The organism is Thioalkalivibrio sp. K90mix, from assembly GCF_000025545.1.
Lineage (GTDB): Bacteria > Pseudomonadota > Gammaproteobacteria > Ectothiorhodospirales > Ectothiorhodospiraceae > Thioalkalivibrio.
In genome coordinates this window covers 349,292-367,384 of the sequence record NC_013889.1, presented here as the reverse complement: position 1 = coordinate 367,384, position 18,093 = coordinate 349,292, and the positions used below count along the sequence as shown (strand labels likewise).

Annotated in this window: 17 protein-coding genes, 1 tRNA gene and 1 other RNA gene; 6 read left to right on the top strand and 13 right to left on the bottom strand. The window is 66.9% G+C overall.

Features of this window, described 5'->3' with window-relative positions; genetic code table 11:
* Nucleotides 1-8: 8 nt before the first annotated feature.
* The 7 genes from TK90_RS01685 to TK90_RS01660 form a co-directional block, all read right to left on the bottom strand.
* Nucleotides 9-695, bottom strand: a complete 687-nt coding sequence (locus tag TK90_RS01685; RefSeq protein ID WP_012981759.1) for a 50S ribosomal protein L25/general stress protein Ctc — start codon at nt 693-695, stop codon at nt 9-11.
* A gap of 122 nt (nt 696-817) precedes the next feature.
* Entirely contained in the window at nt 818-1,774 is a 957-nt protein-coding gene (locus TK90_RS01680; protein ID WP_026148173.1) for a ribose-phosphate diphosphokinase, read from the bottom strand.
* A gap of 91 nt (nt 1,775-1,865) precedes the next feature.
* Nucleotides 1,866-1,990: non-coding RNA, RtT sRNA (locus TK90_RS14560), on the bottom strand.
* A gap of 33 nt (nt 1,991-2,023) precedes the next feature.
* Nucleotides 2,024-2,098: transfer RNA gene (locus TK90_RS01675), tRNA-Gln, on the bottom strand.
* Between the two features lie 636 nt (nt 2,099-2,734).
* On the bottom strand, nt 2,735-3,625 hold the full coding sequence (gene ispE, locus TK90_RS01670) for a 4-(cytidine 5'-diphospho)-2-C-methyl-D-erythritol kinase (protein WP_012981757.1): 891 nt from the start codon (nt 3,623-3,625) through the stop codon (nt 2,735-2,737).
* Nucleotides 3,622-4,227 (bottom strand): lipoprotein insertase outer membrane protein LolB, encoded by a 606-nt coding sequence (lolB, locus tag TK90_RS01665; RefSeq protein WP_041444138.1) that lies wholly within the window; start codon nt 4,225-4,227, stop codon nt 3,622-3,624. Before lolB ends, ispE begins: the two co-directional genes overlap by 4 nt.
* Before the next feature lie 44 nt (nt 4,228-4,271).
* Nucleotides 4,272-5,990, bottom strand: a complete 1,719-nt coding sequence (locus TK90_RS01660) for a tetratricopeptide repeat protein (protein ID WP_017925988.1) — start codon at nt 5,988-5,990, stop codon at nt 4,272-4,274.
* 262 nt (nt 5,991-6,252) lie between these two features.
* Here TK90_RS01660 and hemA point away from each other — a divergent pair, with 262 nt between their 5' ends.
* The 4 genes from hemA (at nt 6,253) to TK90_RS01640 (ending at nt 10,803) form a co-directional block, all read left to right on the top strand.
* Nucleotides 6,253-7,551 (top strand): glutamyl-tRNA reductase, encoded by a 1,299-nt coding sequence (gene hemA, locus TK90_RS01655; RefSeq protein WP_012981754.1) that lies wholly within the window; start codon nt 6,253-6,255, stop codon nt 7,549-7,551.
* Complete coding sequence (gene prfA / locus TK90_RS01650; RefSeq protein WP_012981753.1) at nt 7,548-8,633, top strand: peptide chain release factor 1; 1,086 nt, start codon at nt 7,548-7,550, stop codon at nt 8,631-8,633. The genes hemA and prfA overlap by 4 nt, the downstream gene beginning before the upstream one ends.
* Before the next feature lie 6 nt (nt 8,634-8,639).
* A complete protein-coding gene (gene prmC, locus TK90_RS01645; protein ID WP_012981752.1) occupies nt 8,640-9,491 on the top strand; it encodes a peptide chain release factor N(5)-glutamine methyltransferase in 852 nt (283 codons plus the stop codon).
* A gap of 91 nt (nt 9,492-9,582) precedes the next feature.
* A complete protein-coding gene (locus tag TK90_RS01640) occupies nt 9,583-10,803 on the top strand; it encodes an ISL3 family transposase (RefSeq protein ID WP_012981499.1) in 1,221 nt (406 codons plus the stop codon).
* Nucleotides 10,804-10,859: 56 nt separating this feature from the next.
* Here the strand turns inward: TK90_RS01640 and TK90_RS01635 are convergent, their stop codons facing one another.
* Nucleotides 10,860-11,219: a hypothetical protein gene (locus tag TK90_RS01635; RefSeq protein ID WP_012981751.1), complete on the bottom strand. Its 360-nt coding sequence runs from the start codon at nt 11,217-11,219 to the stop codon at nt 10,860-10,862.
* A gap of 163 nt (nt 11,220-11,382) precedes the next feature.
* On the opposite strand from TK90_RS01635, the gene TK90_RS01630 reads away from it, so the two are divergent.
* On the top strand, nt 11,383-12,132 hold the full coding sequence (locus TK90_RS01630) for a molybdopterin-synthase adenylyltransferase MoeB (RefSeq protein WP_012981750.1): 750 nt from the start codon (nt 11,383-11,385) through the stop codon (nt 12,130-12,132).
* A 1-nt stretch (nt 12,133) separates the two neighbouring features.
* On the opposite strand, the gene TK90_RS01625 is transcribed toward TK90_RS01630, so the two are convergent.
* The 5 genes from TK90_RS01625 to gatC form a co-directional block, all read right to left on the bottom strand.
* Nucleotides 12,134-12,550: a hypothetical protein gene (locus TK90_RS01625; protein ID WP_012981749.1), complete on the bottom strand. Its 417-nt coding sequence runs from the start codon at nt 12,548-12,550 to the stop codon at nt 12,134-12,136.
* Nucleotides 12,551-12,650: 100 nt separating this feature from the next.
* Nucleotides 12,651-13,547, bottom strand: a complete 897-nt coding sequence (gene hslO / locus TK90_RS01620; protein ID WP_012981748.1) for an Hsp33 family molecular chaperone HslO — start codon at nt 13,545-13,547, stop codon at nt 12,651-12,653.
* 18 nt (nt 13,548-13,565) lie between these two features.
* Nucleotides 13,566-14,999 carry an Asp-tRNA(Asn)/Glu-tRNA(Gln) amidotransferase subunit GatB gene (gene gatB / locus TK90_RS01615; protein ID WP_012981747.1) on the bottom strand — a complete coding sequence of 478 codons (1,434 nt, stop codon included), beginning with the start codon at nt 14,997-14,999 and terminating at the stop codon, nt 13,566-13,568.
* Nucleotides 15,000-15,009: 10 nt separating this feature from the next.
* Nucleotides 15,010-16,461: an Asp-tRNA(Asn)/Glu-tRNA(Gln) amidotransferase subunit GatA gene (gene gatA / locus TK90_RS01610; RefSeq protein WP_012981746.1), complete on the bottom strand. Its 1,452-nt coding sequence runs from the start codon at nt 16,459-16,461 to the stop codon at nt 15,010-15,012.
* Between the two features lie 67 nt (nt 16,462-16,528).
* Entirely contained in the window at nt 16,529-16,816 is a 288-nt protein-coding gene (gatC, locus tag TK90_RS01605; protein WP_012981745.1) for an Asp-tRNA(Asn)/Glu-tRNA(Gln) amidotransferase subunit GatC, read from the bottom strand.
* Between the two features lie 142 nt (nt 16,817-16,958).
* Here gatC and TK90_RS01600 point away from each other — a divergent pair, with 142 nt between their 5' ends.
* On the top strand, nt 16,959-18,005 hold the full coding sequence (locus TK90_RS01600; RefSeq protein ID WP_012981744.1) for a rod shape-determining protein: 1,047 nt from the start codon (nt 16,959-16,961) through the stop codon (nt 18,003-18,005).
* Nucleotides 18,006-18,093: the final 88 nt, after the last annotated feature.

Here is an 18,093-nt window from a genome sequence, read left to right as displayed (position 1 = left end):
CGTGAGGCTTATTCCTTGTCCTCGGACTCGCCTTCGTCGCCGGAGGCTGCCTCTTCGCCACCCTCGGCCTCGGCGGCTTCGACTTCCTCGCCGTCTTCCTCTTCGGCCTTCGCGGCACGCGGGAGCAGGACACTGACCACGGCGTAGTCGTAGTCATCGCCATGCATCAGGGCCACGCTCTCCACACCCTTCGGCAGTTTCAGCTCGGAGATGTGGATGGTGTCACCGACGTCCATCTCGGCCACATCGATGTCGATGGACTCGGGCAGGTCGCCCGGCAGGCACTCGACTTCGATGTCGTTCAGCATACGGCTGACCATGCCACCACCCAGCTTCACGCCCTTGCACTCTTCCTCGTTGTGGAAGTGCAGCGGCACATGCACGCGGATCGGCTGGTTCGCGGACACACGCAGCAGGTCAACGTGATAGATGGTCGGCTTGAACGGGTGACGCTGCACGTCGCGCAGGATCGCCTTCTCGCTCTTGCCATCCAGCTTGACCGTCAGGATGTGCGAGTAGAACGCATCATGCTTCAGGTTGTGCACCATCGCGTTGTGGTCGAGGGTGATCGGCTGCGCGTCATTCTCGCCACCGTACAGGATGGCGGGCAGCTTGCCGGCGCGACGCAGGCGGCGGCTCGCACTCGATCCCTGCTCGTCCCGCTTTTCGGCTTCAATGGTAAAACTCATGCTCATCGTTGCTTTCTCCAAATGAACACGCCTCATCCGCGACCAGATGAGGCGTGAGGTTGGGGGACAATCCCCCGAAATCGTGGCGCCAGTATCGCCTTGCGCCCAGGGCGTCAGCCCACAACGCGTCAATCTACAAACAGCGAACTGACCGACTCCTCGCGGTTGATCCGGCGAATGGTCTCGGCCAGCATCTCCGCCACTGACAGCTGCCGGATCTTCGCACAGGCCTGGGCATTCGGCTGCAGGGCCAGGGTATCAGTCACCACCAGCTCGTCCAGCGCCGAACCGTTAATGTTATCAATTGCCGCACCAGAAAGCACGGGGTGCGTGGCATAGGCGCTCACCGACGCTGCACCGTGCGCCTTCAGGGCCTTGGCCGCCTGACACAGCGTGCCGGCAGTATCCACCAGGTCGTCGATGATGATGCAGGACTTGTCGCGCACATCACCGATGATATGCATCACCTCGGACTCGTTCGCACGCGGACGGCGCTTGTCGATGATCGCCAGATCGGCATCGTCCAGGCGCTTGGCGATCGCGCGCGCGCGCACGACACCGCCGACGTCCGGCGAAACCACGGTCAGATTGCCGGAGACGTGCCGCCAGACGTCGCCCAGCAGCACCGGCGAGGCATAGATGTTGTCCACCGGGACGTTGAAGAAGCCCTGCACCTGATCCGCATGCACATCGATGGTCAGCACGCGATCGGCACCCACCGCCTCGATCATGTTCGCGACCACCTTGGCCGAGATCGGCACCCGCGCCGAGCGCACCCGGCGGTCCTGGCGGGCATAGCCGAAATACGGGATCACGGTGGTAATACGGCCAGCCGAGGCGCGCCGCAGCGCGTCCACCATGATGACCAGCTCCATGATGTTCTCGTTGGTCGGTTGCCCGGTCGGCTGGATCAGAAAAACGTCGCGCCCGCGAACGTTCTCCAGGATTTCGACCTGCACCTCTCCATCGCTGAAGCGCCCCACAATCGCCTTGCCCATCGGCAGGCCCAGGTGCTCGGCGACGCTCTGCGCCAGGCGGGGGTTCGCGTTCCCCGCGAAGACCATCATTCGGCTCTTGTCGACCACGGTTTTTTCCGGTCTGGGTGGTGCGGAACGGGCGGCCAAGCCGCCTGACTCCAACAATGGACCCCGGCTTGGCGTCGGGGCTTGTAGTGTATGGCTGGGCTGGCAGGATTACGGCGCTTCGCGCCGCCCTTCGGGCCGCCGCCTGCAGTGGCGCTCTCTCGCGGCTGCGCCGCTCGAGTCGAACCCGGTTCTCATCCTGCCGGCCCTTTGGCCGGTGCCGCGGCGCCGAGCGCCGCGGGTTTCGTTGTATGGCTGGGCCGGCAGGATTCGAACCTGCGCATGACGGGATCAAAACCCGTTGCCTTACCGCTTGGCTACGGCCCAATTACTCGTTGTTGCCTGCCTCGACCCTGCCCGGGTCCCGCTTCCGGAACCGATGGCGGATCGGCTGCCGCCGATCCGGGCCGGCAGGATGATGGCGCTACGCGCCACCCTTCGGGCCGTCACCTGCGGCGACGGTCGGTCGCGGCTGCGCCGCTCGCGTCGAACCTGCGCATGACGGGATCAAAACCCGTTGCCTTACCGCTTGGCTACGGCCCAATTGCTCGTTGTTGCCTGCCTCGACCCTGCCCGGGTCCCGCTTCCGGAACCCATGGCGGATCGGCTGCCGCCGATCCGGGCCGACAGGATGATGGCGCTGCGCGCCACCCTTCGGGCGCCACCTGCGGTGGCGTGCTCTCGCGGCTGCGCCGCTCGGGTCGAACCTGCGCATGACGGGATCAAAACCCGTTGCCTTACCGCTTGGCTACGGCCCAATTGCTCGTTGTTGCCTGCCCCGACCCTGCCCGGGTCCCGCTTCCGGAACCCATGGCGGATCGGCTGCCGCCGATCCGGGCCGGCGGGATGATGGCGCTGCGCGCCACCCTTCGGGCGCCACCTGCGGTGGCGTGCTCTCGCGGCTGCGCCGCTCGGGTCGAACCTGCGCATGACGGGATCAAAACCCGTTGCCTTACCGCTTGGCTACGGCCCAATAACTCGTTGTTCGGCACCCTCGGCGGCGCCCCTGCCCGGGAGCCACTGCCGCAGGGGCGAGACATTCGTCAGCGACGTCACCCAGCTCCGCCACGGTCTGGGCTGTGCGGCCTGCGCCTGGCGGGCGGCGGCCTTGTTCGGGAACATCCCGAATATACAGCCCCCGGTGCCGCTCAGCCGCGCGCGCTCCGTTTGCCCGCCCATCCAGTCCAGCGCCTCGCCAATGGCGGGGTACTGCCGGCGAACCAGCGGCTCGAAGACATTACGAAAGCGCGCGGCATCGATTTCGGGCGAAATTGTCTCGGCGGGACAGTCGCGTGTCAATTCCGCCGCGCCAAAGATGGGGCCGGTGGCGACCGAAACCCCGGGGTCCAGCAGCAGCAACCAGGCCAGATCGGGCTCCACCGGCACCAGGCGATCCCCCACGCCTTCGGCCCAGGCCGCCCGGCCGCGCACAAACACCGGCACATCGGCCCCCAGTCCCAATCCGATCGCGGCCAGCTCATCCTCCGACCGCCCGAGGTCGAACAGATGGTTCAGTGCCACCAGCGTGGTCGCGGCATCGGAGCTGCCCCCACCCAGGCCGCCCCCGATCGGGATGCATTTATCGAGGTGCACCCGCACGCCAAACGGTGAACCGGCGGCATCCGCCAGCGCCCGCGCGGCACGGAGGCACAGGTTGTTGTCCCCGTCGACTCCCTCGGTCGACATTTCGAATCGCCCCCGCTCCAGCGGTTCGAAACGCAGCGAATCCGCCAGCCCGACAAACTGAAACACGCTCTGCAGCTCATGGTAACCATCGGGACGGCGCCCCGTGATATGCAGAAATCGGTTGATCTTGGCCGGCGCAGGGAAGGCCACATCGAAATCGCCGTTCATCGCGTCGCCATGTGCCAGTTGGCGATTCGCACGCGCAGTTCCACGCCCTCGCGCTCGAGGTCCATGCGCACCGGCAGCGCCATGCCGTCAACCTCATCGAACTCGCCGAACTCGATCACCCAGCCGGACTGCTCGATGCGCCGGGGCAAGCCGTCCTCGTCCGTCTCGAGATCGTAATCGGCGCCCGGCGCGAGCAGACCTCGCACCCAGTAGCGCATGCCGGACACCGGTATCGACTCGTTCGTCAGGTAGGCGACCAGGGCATCCGGGTCCTCGGCCTGATACTGCTCGCCGGCCCGTGTCACCAGCACCGCGGGTTGATCCGGGGCCAGCGTCAGGCGGCCACCCCCGCGCCCCATCGGGCCGGACAGGTCGAGGACATGGCGCTCCTGCTGCACGCGCCAGTTCAGCTGCGCGGACCAGTACTCCGTCTCGGTGGAGAGCCCCAGACGGGCCGCCAGGCGCCACTCGTCAAAGGCTTTCACGACTTCGGCGCGCTCGTCGAAGGCCTGCCGTGCAGCGGGATCTTCAGTACGGGGCATTGGGGCCGTACAACCGATCAGCACCAGCGCCACGACGACACCCGACACCCAGCGGGTCACTCCCGCCCACGAGGGCGCACGGGACTCTGGGGATCCAGACAACATCACTCGAGGAGTTCGTCACGCACCCGCAGCAGGCGCTCGTGATCCGGCTCGCGCTCCAGCGCCGCCTCCAGAATGGAGCGTGCCTCGTCGCGTTCGCCCCGCTCCCAGAGCACCACGGCGAGGTTGCTCGCGATCTCGCCGTCGTCGGAGAGATCGTAGGCGCGACGCAGGAAGTCCTCGGCCTCGTCCAGCCGCCCGAGGCGATAGAGGACCCAGCCATAGCTGTCGATGATCGCTGCGTCGTCGGGCTCCTGCGCGTAGGCCCGTTCGATCAGGTCCAGCGCTTCCTCGTAGCGGTCGGTGCGGTCCGCCAGCGTATAGCCCAGCGCATTCAGCGCGGCGACGTTCTCCGGATCGTTGTCCAGGATCGCGCGAAAATCCGCCTCGGCGGCCTCGATGTCATCCTGGCGCTCGTGCACCAGGCCGCGCATGTACAGCAACCGGGTATCGCCGGGGAACTGCACCAGTCCCCGATTCAGGCGTTCGCGCGCCGCCGTGTACTCGCCCTTTTCACGCAGCAGGTTCGCCTCGCCAACATAGGCACGTCGGGCAAGCTCGGTATCCGGACCCTGCTGCATCTGCTCGAAGCGCTCGCGCGCGGCCGACTCGCCCTCGATCTCCAGCGTCATGCGCGCCGCGCGCAGGCGGGCATCATCGGCGTGGCCGCCACCCCCGACCCGCTCGTAGGCCTGGCGCGCGCCTTCCGGGTCGTCTTCCATCTCGTGCAGCCGCCCCAGGTAGTAGGCAATGTCGTCCTCGCGCTCGCCCAGGGCGTCCAGACGCTCCAGATAGGTCCGGGCCGGCCCCAGTTGTTCGGCCTCGAGGTTCATCAGTGCCAGGGCCAGCAGCAGCTGCACATCCTCCGGGTCCTGCTCGACCAGGCGGTCCATCTCTTCGCGCGCCATCTCGCGATCATCGTGCTCCGCCAGCATACGGGCATAGCCAAAACGGGCCTCGCGGCTCTCCGGATGGTTGGCCACCGTCGCGCGCAGCTCCTCCAGCGCCTCGTCGGACTGCCCCGCCTCGTCCAGGGCGCGGGCGCGCAGCAGCCGCAAAGACACGGATTCCGGGAAGCGCTCCACACCCCGCGCGGTCGCCTCCAGTGCCGGATCGCCGGGCGCGAAGCGCAGTGCCGCCTCGGCAAATACGCGATGCACACCAACGTCGTCCTGACGCTGATCCGTCAGCTTTTCCAGGGCCTCCAGCGCGGCCTCGCGGTTGTGTGTCTGCCCGACAACCGCGCCAAGCGCCGCGTAGGGGTCTCCACCCTGCACGGCCTGCAGGTCGATCACCGTTCCCATTTGCTCGGCAGCCGGATCCGGCTGCCCGAGGTCCAGACGCAGCACCGTGGACAACTGCAGGGCATCCAGGCTCTCCGGTGCCAGCTGGCGCCAGCGCTCGGAAGACTGCAGGGCCTGGTTGCGATCCCGGGCGAACAGCGCAATGCGGGTGGCCCGTTCGGCGATGGCCGGGTCGTCGCTGAGCAGGGCCGCGGCGCCGTAGTAGCGCGCGGCCTCTTCGTACTGCCCGGAGCGCACGGCGATCTCGCCGACCAGCACCCCCAGCATCAGGGCCGCTTCCGGGTCCTGCGCCGGCATGATCGGGAGGATCACGGGGCGATCCGTCTCCAGGGCCTCGCCCTCCGAGGCGCCCAGGGGCATGTGGGCGCAGCCCACCAGCACGAGCGCGGCCAGTGCCACAAAAAGGGGTCGAATCATTTCGGGTCCGATCGGATTACTCCATTTCATGAACAGTGAGACTCGAGCGCGAGCGTGTACGTTACTCAGTGTTCCCCTAGTGGGACGCTCGCCGTGCGCCGCGGTTCCAAACCGGCAACCGTGCGGCACAGCGGCTGGACACTGTAACGGACGGCACGGGCCAGTACACTACGCTCCCACCACCAAGGGAATGCACTCCTCTCCCGGTGGCTTGTATGTTTTGGGGGCCTTTTCCGGGCATTTGCGGCACAATAGCGTCAGCATGCTGTTCACTCTTGGTATCAATCACAAGACCGCCCCGGTCGCGATCCGCGAACGGCTGTCGGTGAATGAAAGCCAGCTCGGCGAGGCTCTGCACTCGCTGCGCTCGGGCGTCCTGTTGCCAGAAACCGCGATCCTGTCGACCTGTAACCGCACCGAGGTGTATTTCCGCGAGGGTGGCAAGCAGTCGGAACACCGCGTTCTCGACTGGCTGGGCGGCTACCACGGCATTGACCGCGACGAACTCAGGCCCTACCTCTACCTGCACCACGACGGCTCGGCGGTACGCCACACCCTGCGCGTGGCGAGCGGCCTGGACTCGCTGGTCCTCGGCGAGCCCCAGATTCTCGGGCAGATGAAAACGGCTTACCAGCATGCCCACGACGCCGGCACGCTGGGCCGCTCGCTGGAGCGCCTGTTCCAGCATGCCTTTGCCACCGCGAAGGACGTGCGCACGCAGACCGCGATCGGCCAGAGCGCCGTCTCGGTGGCCTTTGCCGCGGTCTCGCTGGCGCGCCAGATCTTTGGCGACCTGAAGCCGCTGACCGCGCTGGTGATCGGTGCCGGGGAGACGATCGAACTGGCGCTGCAGCACCTGTCCGGCCACGGGATCGGACGGGTGATCGTGGCCAACCGCACCGAGGAGCGCGCCCAGGCCGTAGCCGAACGGTTCGACGGCGAGGCGATCAGCCTGAACCAGTTGCCGGATCGCCTGGCCGAGGCCGACATCGTGATCTCGTCGACCGCCGCACCGCTGCCGATCCTCGGCAAGGGGGCAGTGGAGCGTGCCCTGCGCAAGCGCCGGCACAAGCCGATGTTCATGGTCGACATCGCCGTCCCACGCGACATCGAACCCGAGGTCGGCCAGCTCGAGGACGTCTACCTCTATACAGTGGACGACCTCCAGGAAGTGATCGACGAGAACATGGCCTCGCGCCAGGCCGCCGCCGCACAGGCCGAGGAGATCATCACCCAGCGCGCCAGCGAATTCATGCGCTGGCTGCGCGCCCGCGACTCTGTCGACAGCATCCGCCAGCTGCGTCAGCGCGCCGAGGCCGTCAAGGCCGAATCCCTGGCCAGGGCCGAGGCGATGCTGCGCGCCGGCAAGTCGCCGGAAGAGGCCATGCAACTGCTGGCCCACAGCCTGACCAACAAGCTGATGCACGCCCCCTGCAAGTCGCTGAACACCGCCGCCCACGAGGGCGACGCGCGCCTGCTCGATGCCGCCCACCGGCTGTTCCAGCTGCCCAGCCCGGAAGACGATCCCGGCCACGACCCCGAATCCGGCTCCCGTTCGTGAAGGCCTCGTTCCGCAACAAGCTCGAGGGCCTGGCCGAGCGCCATGCCGAGATCGCACAACTGCTGGCCACCCCGGACGCCGCCGAAGACGCCGATCAACTGCGCCGGCTGTCACAGGAATACAGCCAGCTCGAGCCCGTCGCCGAAGCCTGGAAGGCCTGGCACGACAACCAGGCCGCGCTGGAAGAGGCCCGCGCGATGCTCGCGGAGGATGACCCAGAGTTGCGCGCAATGGCCGAGGCCGAGATCGAGACCCTGGCGGACCAGGCCGAGGCACTGGAGGCCGAGCTCCATCGTCACCTGATCCCGAAGGACCCGCACGACAATGCCAACGTGTTCCTCGAGATCCGCGCCGGCACCGGCGGCGACGAGGCCGCGATCTTCGCCGGCGACCTGCTGCGTATGTACACCCGCTACGCCGAGCAGCAGAACTGGAAACTGGAGATCCTCAGCGCCAGCGAGGGCGAGCACGGCGGTTACCGCGAGGTAATCGCGCGCCTGGCCGGCCAGGGCGCCTACTCGCGACTCAAGTTCGAATCCGGCGCCCACCGTGTGCAGCGCGTCCCCGAGACCGAATCCCAGGGCCGCATCCACACCTCGGCCGCCACCGTCGCCATCCTGCCGGAGCTGGACGAGGTCGAGATGCCGGATATCAACCCGGCCGACCTGCGCGTGGACACCTTCCGCGCCTCCGGGGCCGGTGGCCAGCATGTCAACAAGACCGACTCCGCGGTCCGCCTGACTCACCTGCCGACCGGCATCGTGGTCGAGTGTCAGGAAGAACGCTCGCAGCACAAGAACCGCGCCAAGGCGATGACCTACCTCGCCGCCCGTCTGTTCGAGGCCGAGCGCGAGGCCCAGGCCGCCGCGCAGAGCGCCGAGCGCAAGAGCCTGGTCGGCAGCGGCGACCGCTCCGAGCGCATCCGCACCTACAACTTCCCACAGGGCCGCGTGACCGACCACCGCATCAACCTGACCCTCTACAAGCTCGAACAGGTGATGGCCGGCGACCTCGACCCGGTGATCGACCCGCTGATCCACGAATACCAGGCCGAGCAGCTCGCCACCCTGTCCGAGGGCTGATCCGGAGTGACCACCACGCTGGACGCCCTGCTGCGCGAGTTGCGCGACCGTCTGCAGGCAGCCGGATCGGAAGAACCGGGGCTCGAGGCCCGCCTGCTGCTTGGCGCGGCGACCGGCCTCGACACCAGCGCCCTGATCGCCCGCGGACTTGAGGCACCCACCGCGTCGCAGCGCGAACGCGCCGACGCCCTGTGCAGACGCCGTGAGACGGGCGAGCCGATCGCCCACATCCTCGGCCGTCGCGCCTTCTGGACCCTCGATCTCGGGATCTCCCCCGCCTGCCTGATCCCGCGCCCGGAGACCGAACTGCTGGTGGAACGGGCAATCGCGGCCATTGACGCCTGCGAGCGAGCGCATCCCCGGGTACTGGATCTGGGCACCGGCAGCGGCGCGATCATCCTTGCGCTGAAGGCGGAACGCCCGGCCATTGAGGCCGTCGCCACCGACCGCAGCCCGGACGCCCTGCGCCAGGCCCGCGCCAACGCCGACGCCCTGGGACTGGACGTGGCCTTCCTGCAGGGGACGTGGCTCGACCCGTTCAAGCCCAGCGACGCCTTCGACGTGATCGTCAGCAACCCGCCCTACATCGCGCCGGACGACCCCCACCTGACCCGCGGCGACCTGCGCTTCGAGCCGCGGGAAGCGCTGGCCGCGCCGGAAGCCGGGCTTGGCGACCTGTACACCATCATCGATACCGCACTCACCCACCTGCTCCCGGGCGCCCCGCTGCTGCTGGAGCACGGGTTCGATCAGGCCCGCGACGTTCGGGTCTGCATGGAACAGGAGGGCTATCGCGAGGTGCAGAGTTTGCGTGATCCCGCCGGACACGAGCGCATCACGATTGGGGTACACGCATAAAAAAGGTTCATCGAAGGATACCGGGGAGGTATTCGTGCGCTGAAGGGCATCGTAATCTCGCGTGGAGCCGGGTTGGACACGGGAGAGGGGGATGCTGGACAAGAAGACGCTGCAGAAGCTGGGCGGCTGGGAAGGCTATCGGCTGGAACGTGCGGTATGGCCGGACGAGGCGGGCGGCACGCTGGAGTTGCACCTGAAGCCGACGCGGCAGTGGATGCACTGCGAACGCTGCGGCCACCGGACGCGTCAGGTGCACGAGACGACGCTGCGGCGGGTTCGGGATCTTCCCCTGTTCGAGTACCGGGTGGTGCTGGTGGTGCCGCGTCGCCGGGTGTGGTGCGAGCACTGCGGTGGTCCGCAGCTGGAGCGGCTGAGTTGGCTGGGGCGCTATCAGCGGCTGACCAACCGTCTGGCGGATGCCTGCAGTCAGTTGCTGCGTTCGGCCAGCATCCAGGCGGTGGCGGCCTTCTATGGCCTGGGTTGGCATACGGTGAAGACGGTGGACCGGCATCGGCTGGCGGCTTCGTTGCTGGAGCCGGACTGGGCGTCGATCCGCTATCTGGCGATGGACGAGTTCGCCCTGCACAAAGGCCACCGCTATGCCACGGTGGTGATCGAGCCGATCCGGCGCCAGGTGCTGTGGGTCGGGGAAGGCCGCTCGCGCGAGACCGCTCGGGCCTTCTTCGAGCAACTCCCCGAAGGCGTGCGCGAGCGCATCGAGGCGGTGGCGATCGACATGACCACGGCCTTCGAGCTCGAGATCCGGGCGCAGTGTCCCCGGGCCGAGATCGTCTACGACCTGTTCCATGTGGTGGCCAAGTACGGTCGCGAGGTCATCGACCGGGTGCGCGTCGACGAGGCGAAGCGTCTGGGCGAGGACCGTCGGGCCCGTCGCGTGATCAAGTCCAGCCGCTGGTTGCTGCTGCGTAACCGGGCGTCGCTGAACGCCGGCCAAGCGGTCCACCTGGACGAGTTGCTGCAAGCCAACCAGGCATTGCTGACAGTCTATCTGTTACGCGACGAGCTCAAGCGGCTCTGGTTCCAGCGCCGTCCGGAACAGACCTGGCAGGCCTGGCGACACTGGGTACAACAGGCACAGGAGAGCGGCATCCATGCCCTGCAGCGCTTCGCGCGGTTGCTGGAGCCCTATCTCCCCGGCATCGTCTCGCGCTGCCGGCATCGGCTGAACACCAGCGTCGTCGAAGGCATCAACAACACCATCAAGGTCATCAAGCGCCGCGCCTACGGCTACCGCGACCAGGACTACTTCTTCCTCAAAATCCGCGCCGCATTCCCCGGTAATGCTCGATGAACCATAAAAAAGCCCCGGCGCGAACGCCGGGGCCAACCGTGTGATGCGGGTAATGCCTAGAACGGCAGATGCAGGTGCAGGTTCATCGAACCACTGGGCGAGCGGTGCCGCGGGCGGCTGTGATAGTGGTGATGATGGTGCTCCTGGTAGCTGTAATAGTGCCCCCGCTTATGGCCCCGCCCACGGTTATGCGAGCGTTTGGAATACTTGTGGCCGCGATAGCCAGGGTGGCTGCGGGCATGCGGCGGGCCACCATAGTGGCCCGGACGATGATGCACATGCTGCAGGGCATCAGGGTCGAACGCTGCGGCACCGGTGTGCACAAAGCCGGAGACCGGCTGGGCCGCATGCGCCGGGGCCGTCAGGGCAAACGCCAGCAACGCCGCCGGCGCCAGGGCGATCATCATGCGTTTCATCGTGTACCTCCTTGAACTGCGCAACTGGCAGAATTGCCACGGTCCAGATTACGGACGCTTCCTGAACGGTTCCTAACCGAGCCACCCGAGGAGCGCGACCCCGGTTACACTTTTCCGGACTACATGACCAAGCCTTGACCCGATTCACACTGGAGAACGCCCCGTGGATGACCCGGAACTGCTGCGCTACAGCCGCCAGATCATGCTGCCCGGTGTCGGGGTCGAGGGGCAGCAGCGCCTGCAGGAGGCACATGCGGTCATCATGGGCCTGGGCGGGCTGGGTTCGCCGGTCGCGGCCTATCTCGCGGCCGCCGGGGTTGGGCGACTCACGCTCGTCGATCCGGATCACGTCGAGGTCACCAACCTGCAGCGGCAGATCCTGCACACCGATGCAGATATCGGTCGTGACAAGGTGGAGTCCGCGGCGCGGCGCCTGGCGGCGATGAATCCGAACTGCCGGGTCGAGACCCGCGCCGAACGCCTGGATGTGGATGCGATGACCACCCTGTTCGCGAAGGCCGATGTGGTCCTCGACGGCACCGACAACTTCGCCAGTCGGGGCGCGATCAACCGCGCCGCCGTTGCCAGCGGCACACCGCTGGTCTCCGGCGCGGTGATCCGCTTCGAGGGACAACTCACCACCTTCGACTACCGCGACCCCGAGGCCGCCTGCTACCACTGCCTGTATGGCGAGGGCGGCGGGGACGAGGACACCTGCGCGGCCAATGGCGTACTGGCCAGCCTCCCGGGCGTCATTGGCAGCCTGCAGGCCACCGAGGCATTGAAGCTGCTGATCGGGCTCCCGACCCTGAGTGGTCGGCTACTGATCGTCGATGCGACCAACATGCAGTTTCGCGAGATTCGTCTGCGCCGCGACCCTGACTGCCCGGTCTGCGGCCAGCGTCCGGCCTGAGTCAGGCGCTGGAACGGGATCGGAAGGCGATCACCTGGCCACGGGGGATACGCTGATCCTCCTGGGCCAGGGCAACGGTCAGACGGTCGGCCATGCAGGCCAGGGCGCGATTGGTGACCATGGTCGCCATGGAGTGATAAAGGCGCAGCTCGCAGGCCACCGGGCGATGCAGGTTATGACGGTGGGCGGCGCGGAAGGCCGTCCAGGCCACCACCGGCATGTCGTTGAGCACACGATCCACCACAACCCAGGCATCCGGCTGCAGGATCAAGTCCAGGTGCTTGAGAATCGGCAGGGGCAGACGGATCTCGGGGCCCAGCCGCCGCAGGGCCAGGGCCGCCTGGTTGTAATAGCGGGCCTCGACCTGCCATCCGGGCCGGGTATCCAGGGTGGGAATCTCGGTATGCCGGGAATACATGACCAGCCCCCCGCTAGGGAAACACTGCTGCCTTTGCTATCTCTATAGCAAAGACCGCCGCTCGGCGGGAAGATTCCGCGCCCGATGGTTCCGCAAGCGGTTACTGGCGCGTATCGGGTGTCGGCGGCTGGACCGTCTGGGTGGCACAGAGGGCCTCGGCGTCCACCGGGTCGAAGTGGTACTGCGCGTTGCAGAACTCGCAGGTCACCTCGATCTGACCCTGCTCCTCGATGATGCCGCGGATCTCGTCCTGCCCGAGACCACGCAGCGTCTCGGACACCCGTTCGCGCGAGCAGGGGCAGTGGAACTGGACCGGGGTCCCGTCGAACAGGCGCACGCGCTCCTCGGCGAACAGCCGGCCGAGCAGCGTGCCGGCATCCAGCTCCAGCATCTCCTCGGGAGTGGTGGTATCGGCCAGGATGTTCGCGCGGTTCCAGTCCTCGGGGTCACGCGTGACTGCATGACCACCCTCGCCCGGTACCGCCTGCAGGAGCATTCCGGCGGCTGACTGCTGATTGGCCGCGAGCCACAGCCGGGTGGGTAATTGCTCGGAACGCTCGAAGTAGACATTCATTGCATCCGCCAGGGTCTCGCCCTCGAGCTCGACCACGCCCTGGTAGCGCTCGCCGCCATCGCCCGGGTCCAGCGTCAGCATCAACCGGGCGTTATCGCCGGCACATTCCGCCAGCGTCGCGCCCTCCGGCGGGGTTTCACGAAAGCGGGCCAACCCGCGCAACCGTCCCTGCCCATCGGCCTGGGCCACGATCATGTGCACCGGACCGGTGCCGGTCACCTGCAAGATCAGCGAGCCATCAAACTTGAGTGTGGCGGCGGTCAGCGCCACGGCCGCGTAGGCCTGACCCAGCAGGTCGCGCACCACTGGCGGATACTCGTGGCGCTCCAGCAGGGCCTGCCAGGCGGCGTCCAGGTGCACCCATTCGCCACGCACCCCGGCCTCCTCCAGCATGAAGCGGTGCAGAGTGTCGGGTTCACGCATGGAATCCGCAGCCCTGCATCAGCCGTCCAGCTTGGCCTTCAGGCGCTCGTTCACCTGGGCCGGGTTGGCCTTGCCCTGGGTGGCCTTCATCACCTGGCCGACAAAAAAGCCGAACAGCTTGTCCTTGCCGCCGCGGTACTGTTCCAGCTGCTGCGGATTATTGGCCATCACCTCGTCGATGATCGCATCGATCGCCGCGGTATCGGTGATCTGCTTGAGCCCCTTGGCCTCGATCACGGTGTCAGCATCACCCTCGCCGTTCCACATCGCCTCGAAGACCTCCTTGGCGATCTTGCCGGAGATGGTCTCGTCCTGGATGCGGGCCAGCAGCCCGGCCAGGCCTTCTGCGTTCACCGGGGCGTCGGCCAGCTCAACCTCGGAGCGGTTCATCGCCGCGGAGAACTCGCCCATTACCCAGTTGGCGGCGAGCTTGGGCGCGCCGCAGCCGGCGGCCACGGCCTCGTAGAAGTCGCCCATCTCGCGTGCAGCGGTCAGCACACCGGCATCGTAGTCGGACAGACCGTACTGCTCGACAAAGCGGGCGCGCTTGGCACCCGGCAGCTCCGGCAACCGCTCGCGCATCTGGTTTACGAACGCGGCATCCACCACCACCGGCAGCAGGTCCGGATCGGGGAAATAGCGATAGTCGTTGGCCTCTTCCTTGGTGCGCATGGAGCGCGTCTCGTCGCGATCCGGATCGTACAGGCGGGTCTCCTGGACCACGCTGCCGCCACCCTCGATCACGTCGATCTGACGCTCGACCTCGTGATTGATCGCGCGCTCGACGAAGCGGAAGGAGTTCAGGTTCTTCAGCTCCGCGCGGGTGCCGAACTCGGTCTGGCCCTTGGGCCGGATCGAGACGTTCGCATCACAGCGGAAGCTGCCCTCCTGCATATTGCCATCGCAGATATCGAGATAGCGCACCAGCGAGTGCAGCTTCTTCATGTAGGCAACGGCCTCTTTCGCCGAACGCAGTTCCGGCTCGGAGACGATCTCGATCAGCGGGGTACCGGCACGGTTGAGGTCGATTCCGGTCATCGACTCGAAGCCCTCGTGCAGGCTCTTTCCGGCATCTTCCTCCAGATGCGCTCGGGTCACGCCGATGCGCTTGGTCGTGCCGTCCTCCAGCTCGATGTCCAGATGCCCCAACCCCACGATCGGCAGCTCGTACTGCGAGATCTGGTAGCCCTTGGGCAGATCCGGGTAGAAGTAGTTTTTACGCGCGAACACCGAGCGGGGGGTGATCTCGGCGTCGATCGCCAGCCCCAGCATCACGGCCTTCTCCACCGCGCCCTGATTCAGCACCGGCAGCACGCCAGGCATACCCAGGTCCACCGCGCAGGCCTGGCGGTTGGGCTCGGCGCCGTAGGCGGTCGGCGCCCCGGAGAAGATCTTGGAGACGGTGTTGAGCTGGGCATGAATCTCCAGCCCGATGACGGTTTCCCATTCCATGCGGCGATCCTCAGGCGAAGGCCGCCGGCACACGGGTGTGCCAGTCGGTTTCTTGCTGGTACTGGTGGGCGACGCCGAGCAGGCGCGCCTCGTCGAAATAGTTGCCAATCAGCTGCAGCCCCACCGGCAGGCCGTCGATCTCGCCGGCCGGCAGCGACATCGCTGGCAGGCCCGCGAGGTTCGCGGCAATGGTGTAGATGTCCGACAGGTACATGCTGACCGGGTCGGCCTTGGCGCCCAGCGCGAATGGCAGCTCCGGCGTAGTCGGGCCGAGCAGGACGTCGACGTCCTCGAAGGCGCTGCGGAAGTCGTCGGCGATGATGCGCCGGACCTTCTGTGCCTTCAGGTAGTAGGCGTCGTAGTAGCCGGCGGACAGCACGTAGGTGCCGACCATGATGCGGCGCTTCACCTCGTCGCCGAACCCCTCCCCGCGCGAACGGGTATAGAGGTCCATCAGATCCTCGGGGTTGTCGCAGCGGTGGCCGTAGCGCACGCCGTCGAAGCGGGCGAGGTTCGAGGAACACTCGGCCGGGGCGACCACGTAGTAGGCCGGCACCGACAGGTGGCTGTAGGGCAGGCTGACCTCGCGGATCTCGGCACCGCGGCCCTTGAGCACCTCGACGGCCGCGTCGATCACGCCACGCACCTTCTCGTCCAGGCCCTCGCCGAAGAACTCCTTGGGCAGGCCGATACGCAAACCCGTGAGGTCCTGGTTCAGACCGGCGGTGAAGTCCTCGGCCGGGCGCTCGACGCTGGTGGAGTCGCGCTCGTCGAAACCGGCCATGGCGTTCAGCATCAGACCGCAGTCCTCGGCGGTCACGGCCATCGGCCCACCCTGGTCGAGACTGGAGGCAAAGGCGATCATGCCGTAGCGCGACACGCGCCCGTAGGTCGGCTTGAGCCCGGTAATGCCGCAGAACGCGGCCGGCTGGCGGATCGAGCCGCCGGTATCGGTCCCGGTCGCCCCCGGCACCAGACGCGCGCCCACCGCCGCGGCGGAACCGCCGGAGGAGCCGCCCGGGACACGCTCGGTATCCCAGGGGTTACGCACCGGGCCGTAGAAACTGGTCTCGTTGGACGAACCCATCGCGAACTCGTCCATGTTGGTCTTGCCCAGCATCACCGCCCCGGCGGCGTTCATGCGCTCGACGACGGTAGCGTTGTAGGGCGAGATGAACGGATCGAGCATGCGCGAGCCGCAGGAGGTACGCACGCCCTCGGTGCAGAAGATGTCTTTCTGCGCGACCGGCACGCCGAGCAGCGGCGTCTGCTCGCCATTGGCCAGACGTGCATCGGCGGCATCAGCCTGCGCCAGCGCGGACTCGGCGGTCACGGTAATAAAGCTGTTGAGCTGGGGATCGAGGCGCTCGATCCGCTCCAGATACAGCTGAGTCAGCTCGCGCGAGCTGATCTCGCGGGCCTGAAGCTTGCGCACCCAGCCGGACAGGGTTTCCTGGGACATGGTTTCGGGAACTCTTGTCGAATAAAGCGTGATGAAATCGGCGAAATCGGCCAGCGGTGCCCGCGGCTTACTCGATCACGCGCGGCACCAGATAAAGCCCGCCCTCGACGGCCGGCGCAATCGCCTGAAAACCCTCGCGATTGTCGGGTTCAGTAACCGCGTCCGAACGCAGACGCTGTTCGGCATCCAGCGGATGGGCCATGGGTTCCACGCCCTCGATCGGGGCACCGTCGAGCTGCTCGACGAAGGCGAAAATATCGCTCAGACCGCCGGCAAACTCGCGGGCCTGCTCGTCGCTCATGGCCAGACGAGCGAGATGCGCGATGCGCTGAACTTCGGAAGCTTCTACAGACATGATCGGCAAGGATCCTGTATCAGTCGATGATGATGCGGAATGCGGCCGGCAAACTTACCACAAAGCCGTTATTGCCCAAACCCCGGGCAGTTGCTAGAGTCTCGGGCTTTCCCGCCCGACCATCAACGCAGGTTTCCTCTTCATGTTCAAACGCCTCCTGGGGTTGTTCTCCAACGACATCTCCATCGACCTCGGTACCGCCAACACCCTCATTTACATGCGCGGCCAGGGGATCGTCCTGAACGAGCCGTCCGTGGTCGCGATCCGGCAGGACCGCGGTCCGGGCGGCCCCCGTTCCATCGAAGCCGTGGGGATCGAGGCGAAGAAAATGCTCGGGCGCACGCCGGAGCACGTGGTGACGATCCGCCCGATGAAGGACGGCGTGATCGCTGACTTCACCACCACCGAAAAGATGCTGCAGTACTTCATCAAGAAGGTGCACGAGCGGCGGATCTTCCGCCCCAGCCCGCGGGTGCTGGTCTGCGTGCCCTGCGGCGCGACCCAGGTGGAGCGCCGCGCGATCCGCGAATCGGCGTTCGGCGCCGGCGCGCGCAAGGTGTACCTTCTGCAGGAGCCGGTGGCGGCCGCGATCGGTGCCGGCATCCCGCTGGACGAGGCGGTCGGCTCCATGGTGCTGGACATCGGCGGCGGGACTTCCGAGGTCGCGGTGCTGTCGATGAACGGCATCGTCTACTCGGAGTCCGTGCGCATCGGCGGCGACACCTTCGACGAGGCGATCATGTCGTATGTGCGCCGCAACTACGGCGTGCTGATCGGCGAGGCCACTGCCGAGCGCATCAAGCACGCGGTGGGCTCCGCCTATCCGGGCAAGGAACTGCTGGAGATCGAGGTCAAGGGCCGCAACCTGGCCGAGGGCGTGCCGCGTTCGTTCACGCTGAACTCCAACGAGATCCTCGAGGCCCTGCAGGACCCGCTGTACGGGATCGTCTCCGCCGTGCGCACCGCACTGGAACAGACCCCGCCGGAACTGGGCTCCGATGTCGCCGAGCGCGGCATCGTGCTGACCGGCGGCGGCGCGCTGCTGCAGCAGATCGATCGCCTGCTGATGGAAGAGACGGGCATCCCGGTAGTCATCGCCGACGATCCGCTGACCTGTGTGGCGCGTGGCGGCGGCCGCGTACTGGAGATGCTCGACGAGAAGCAGGTGGACTTCCTGTCCATGGAGTAGACTCCGGGCTGGATCGGGGGATGGGGCGTCGCCCCGCATCCTGGAAGTTTGGTGGGGCCCTTCCCATCGCACCTGCCAGCCGTGGCGC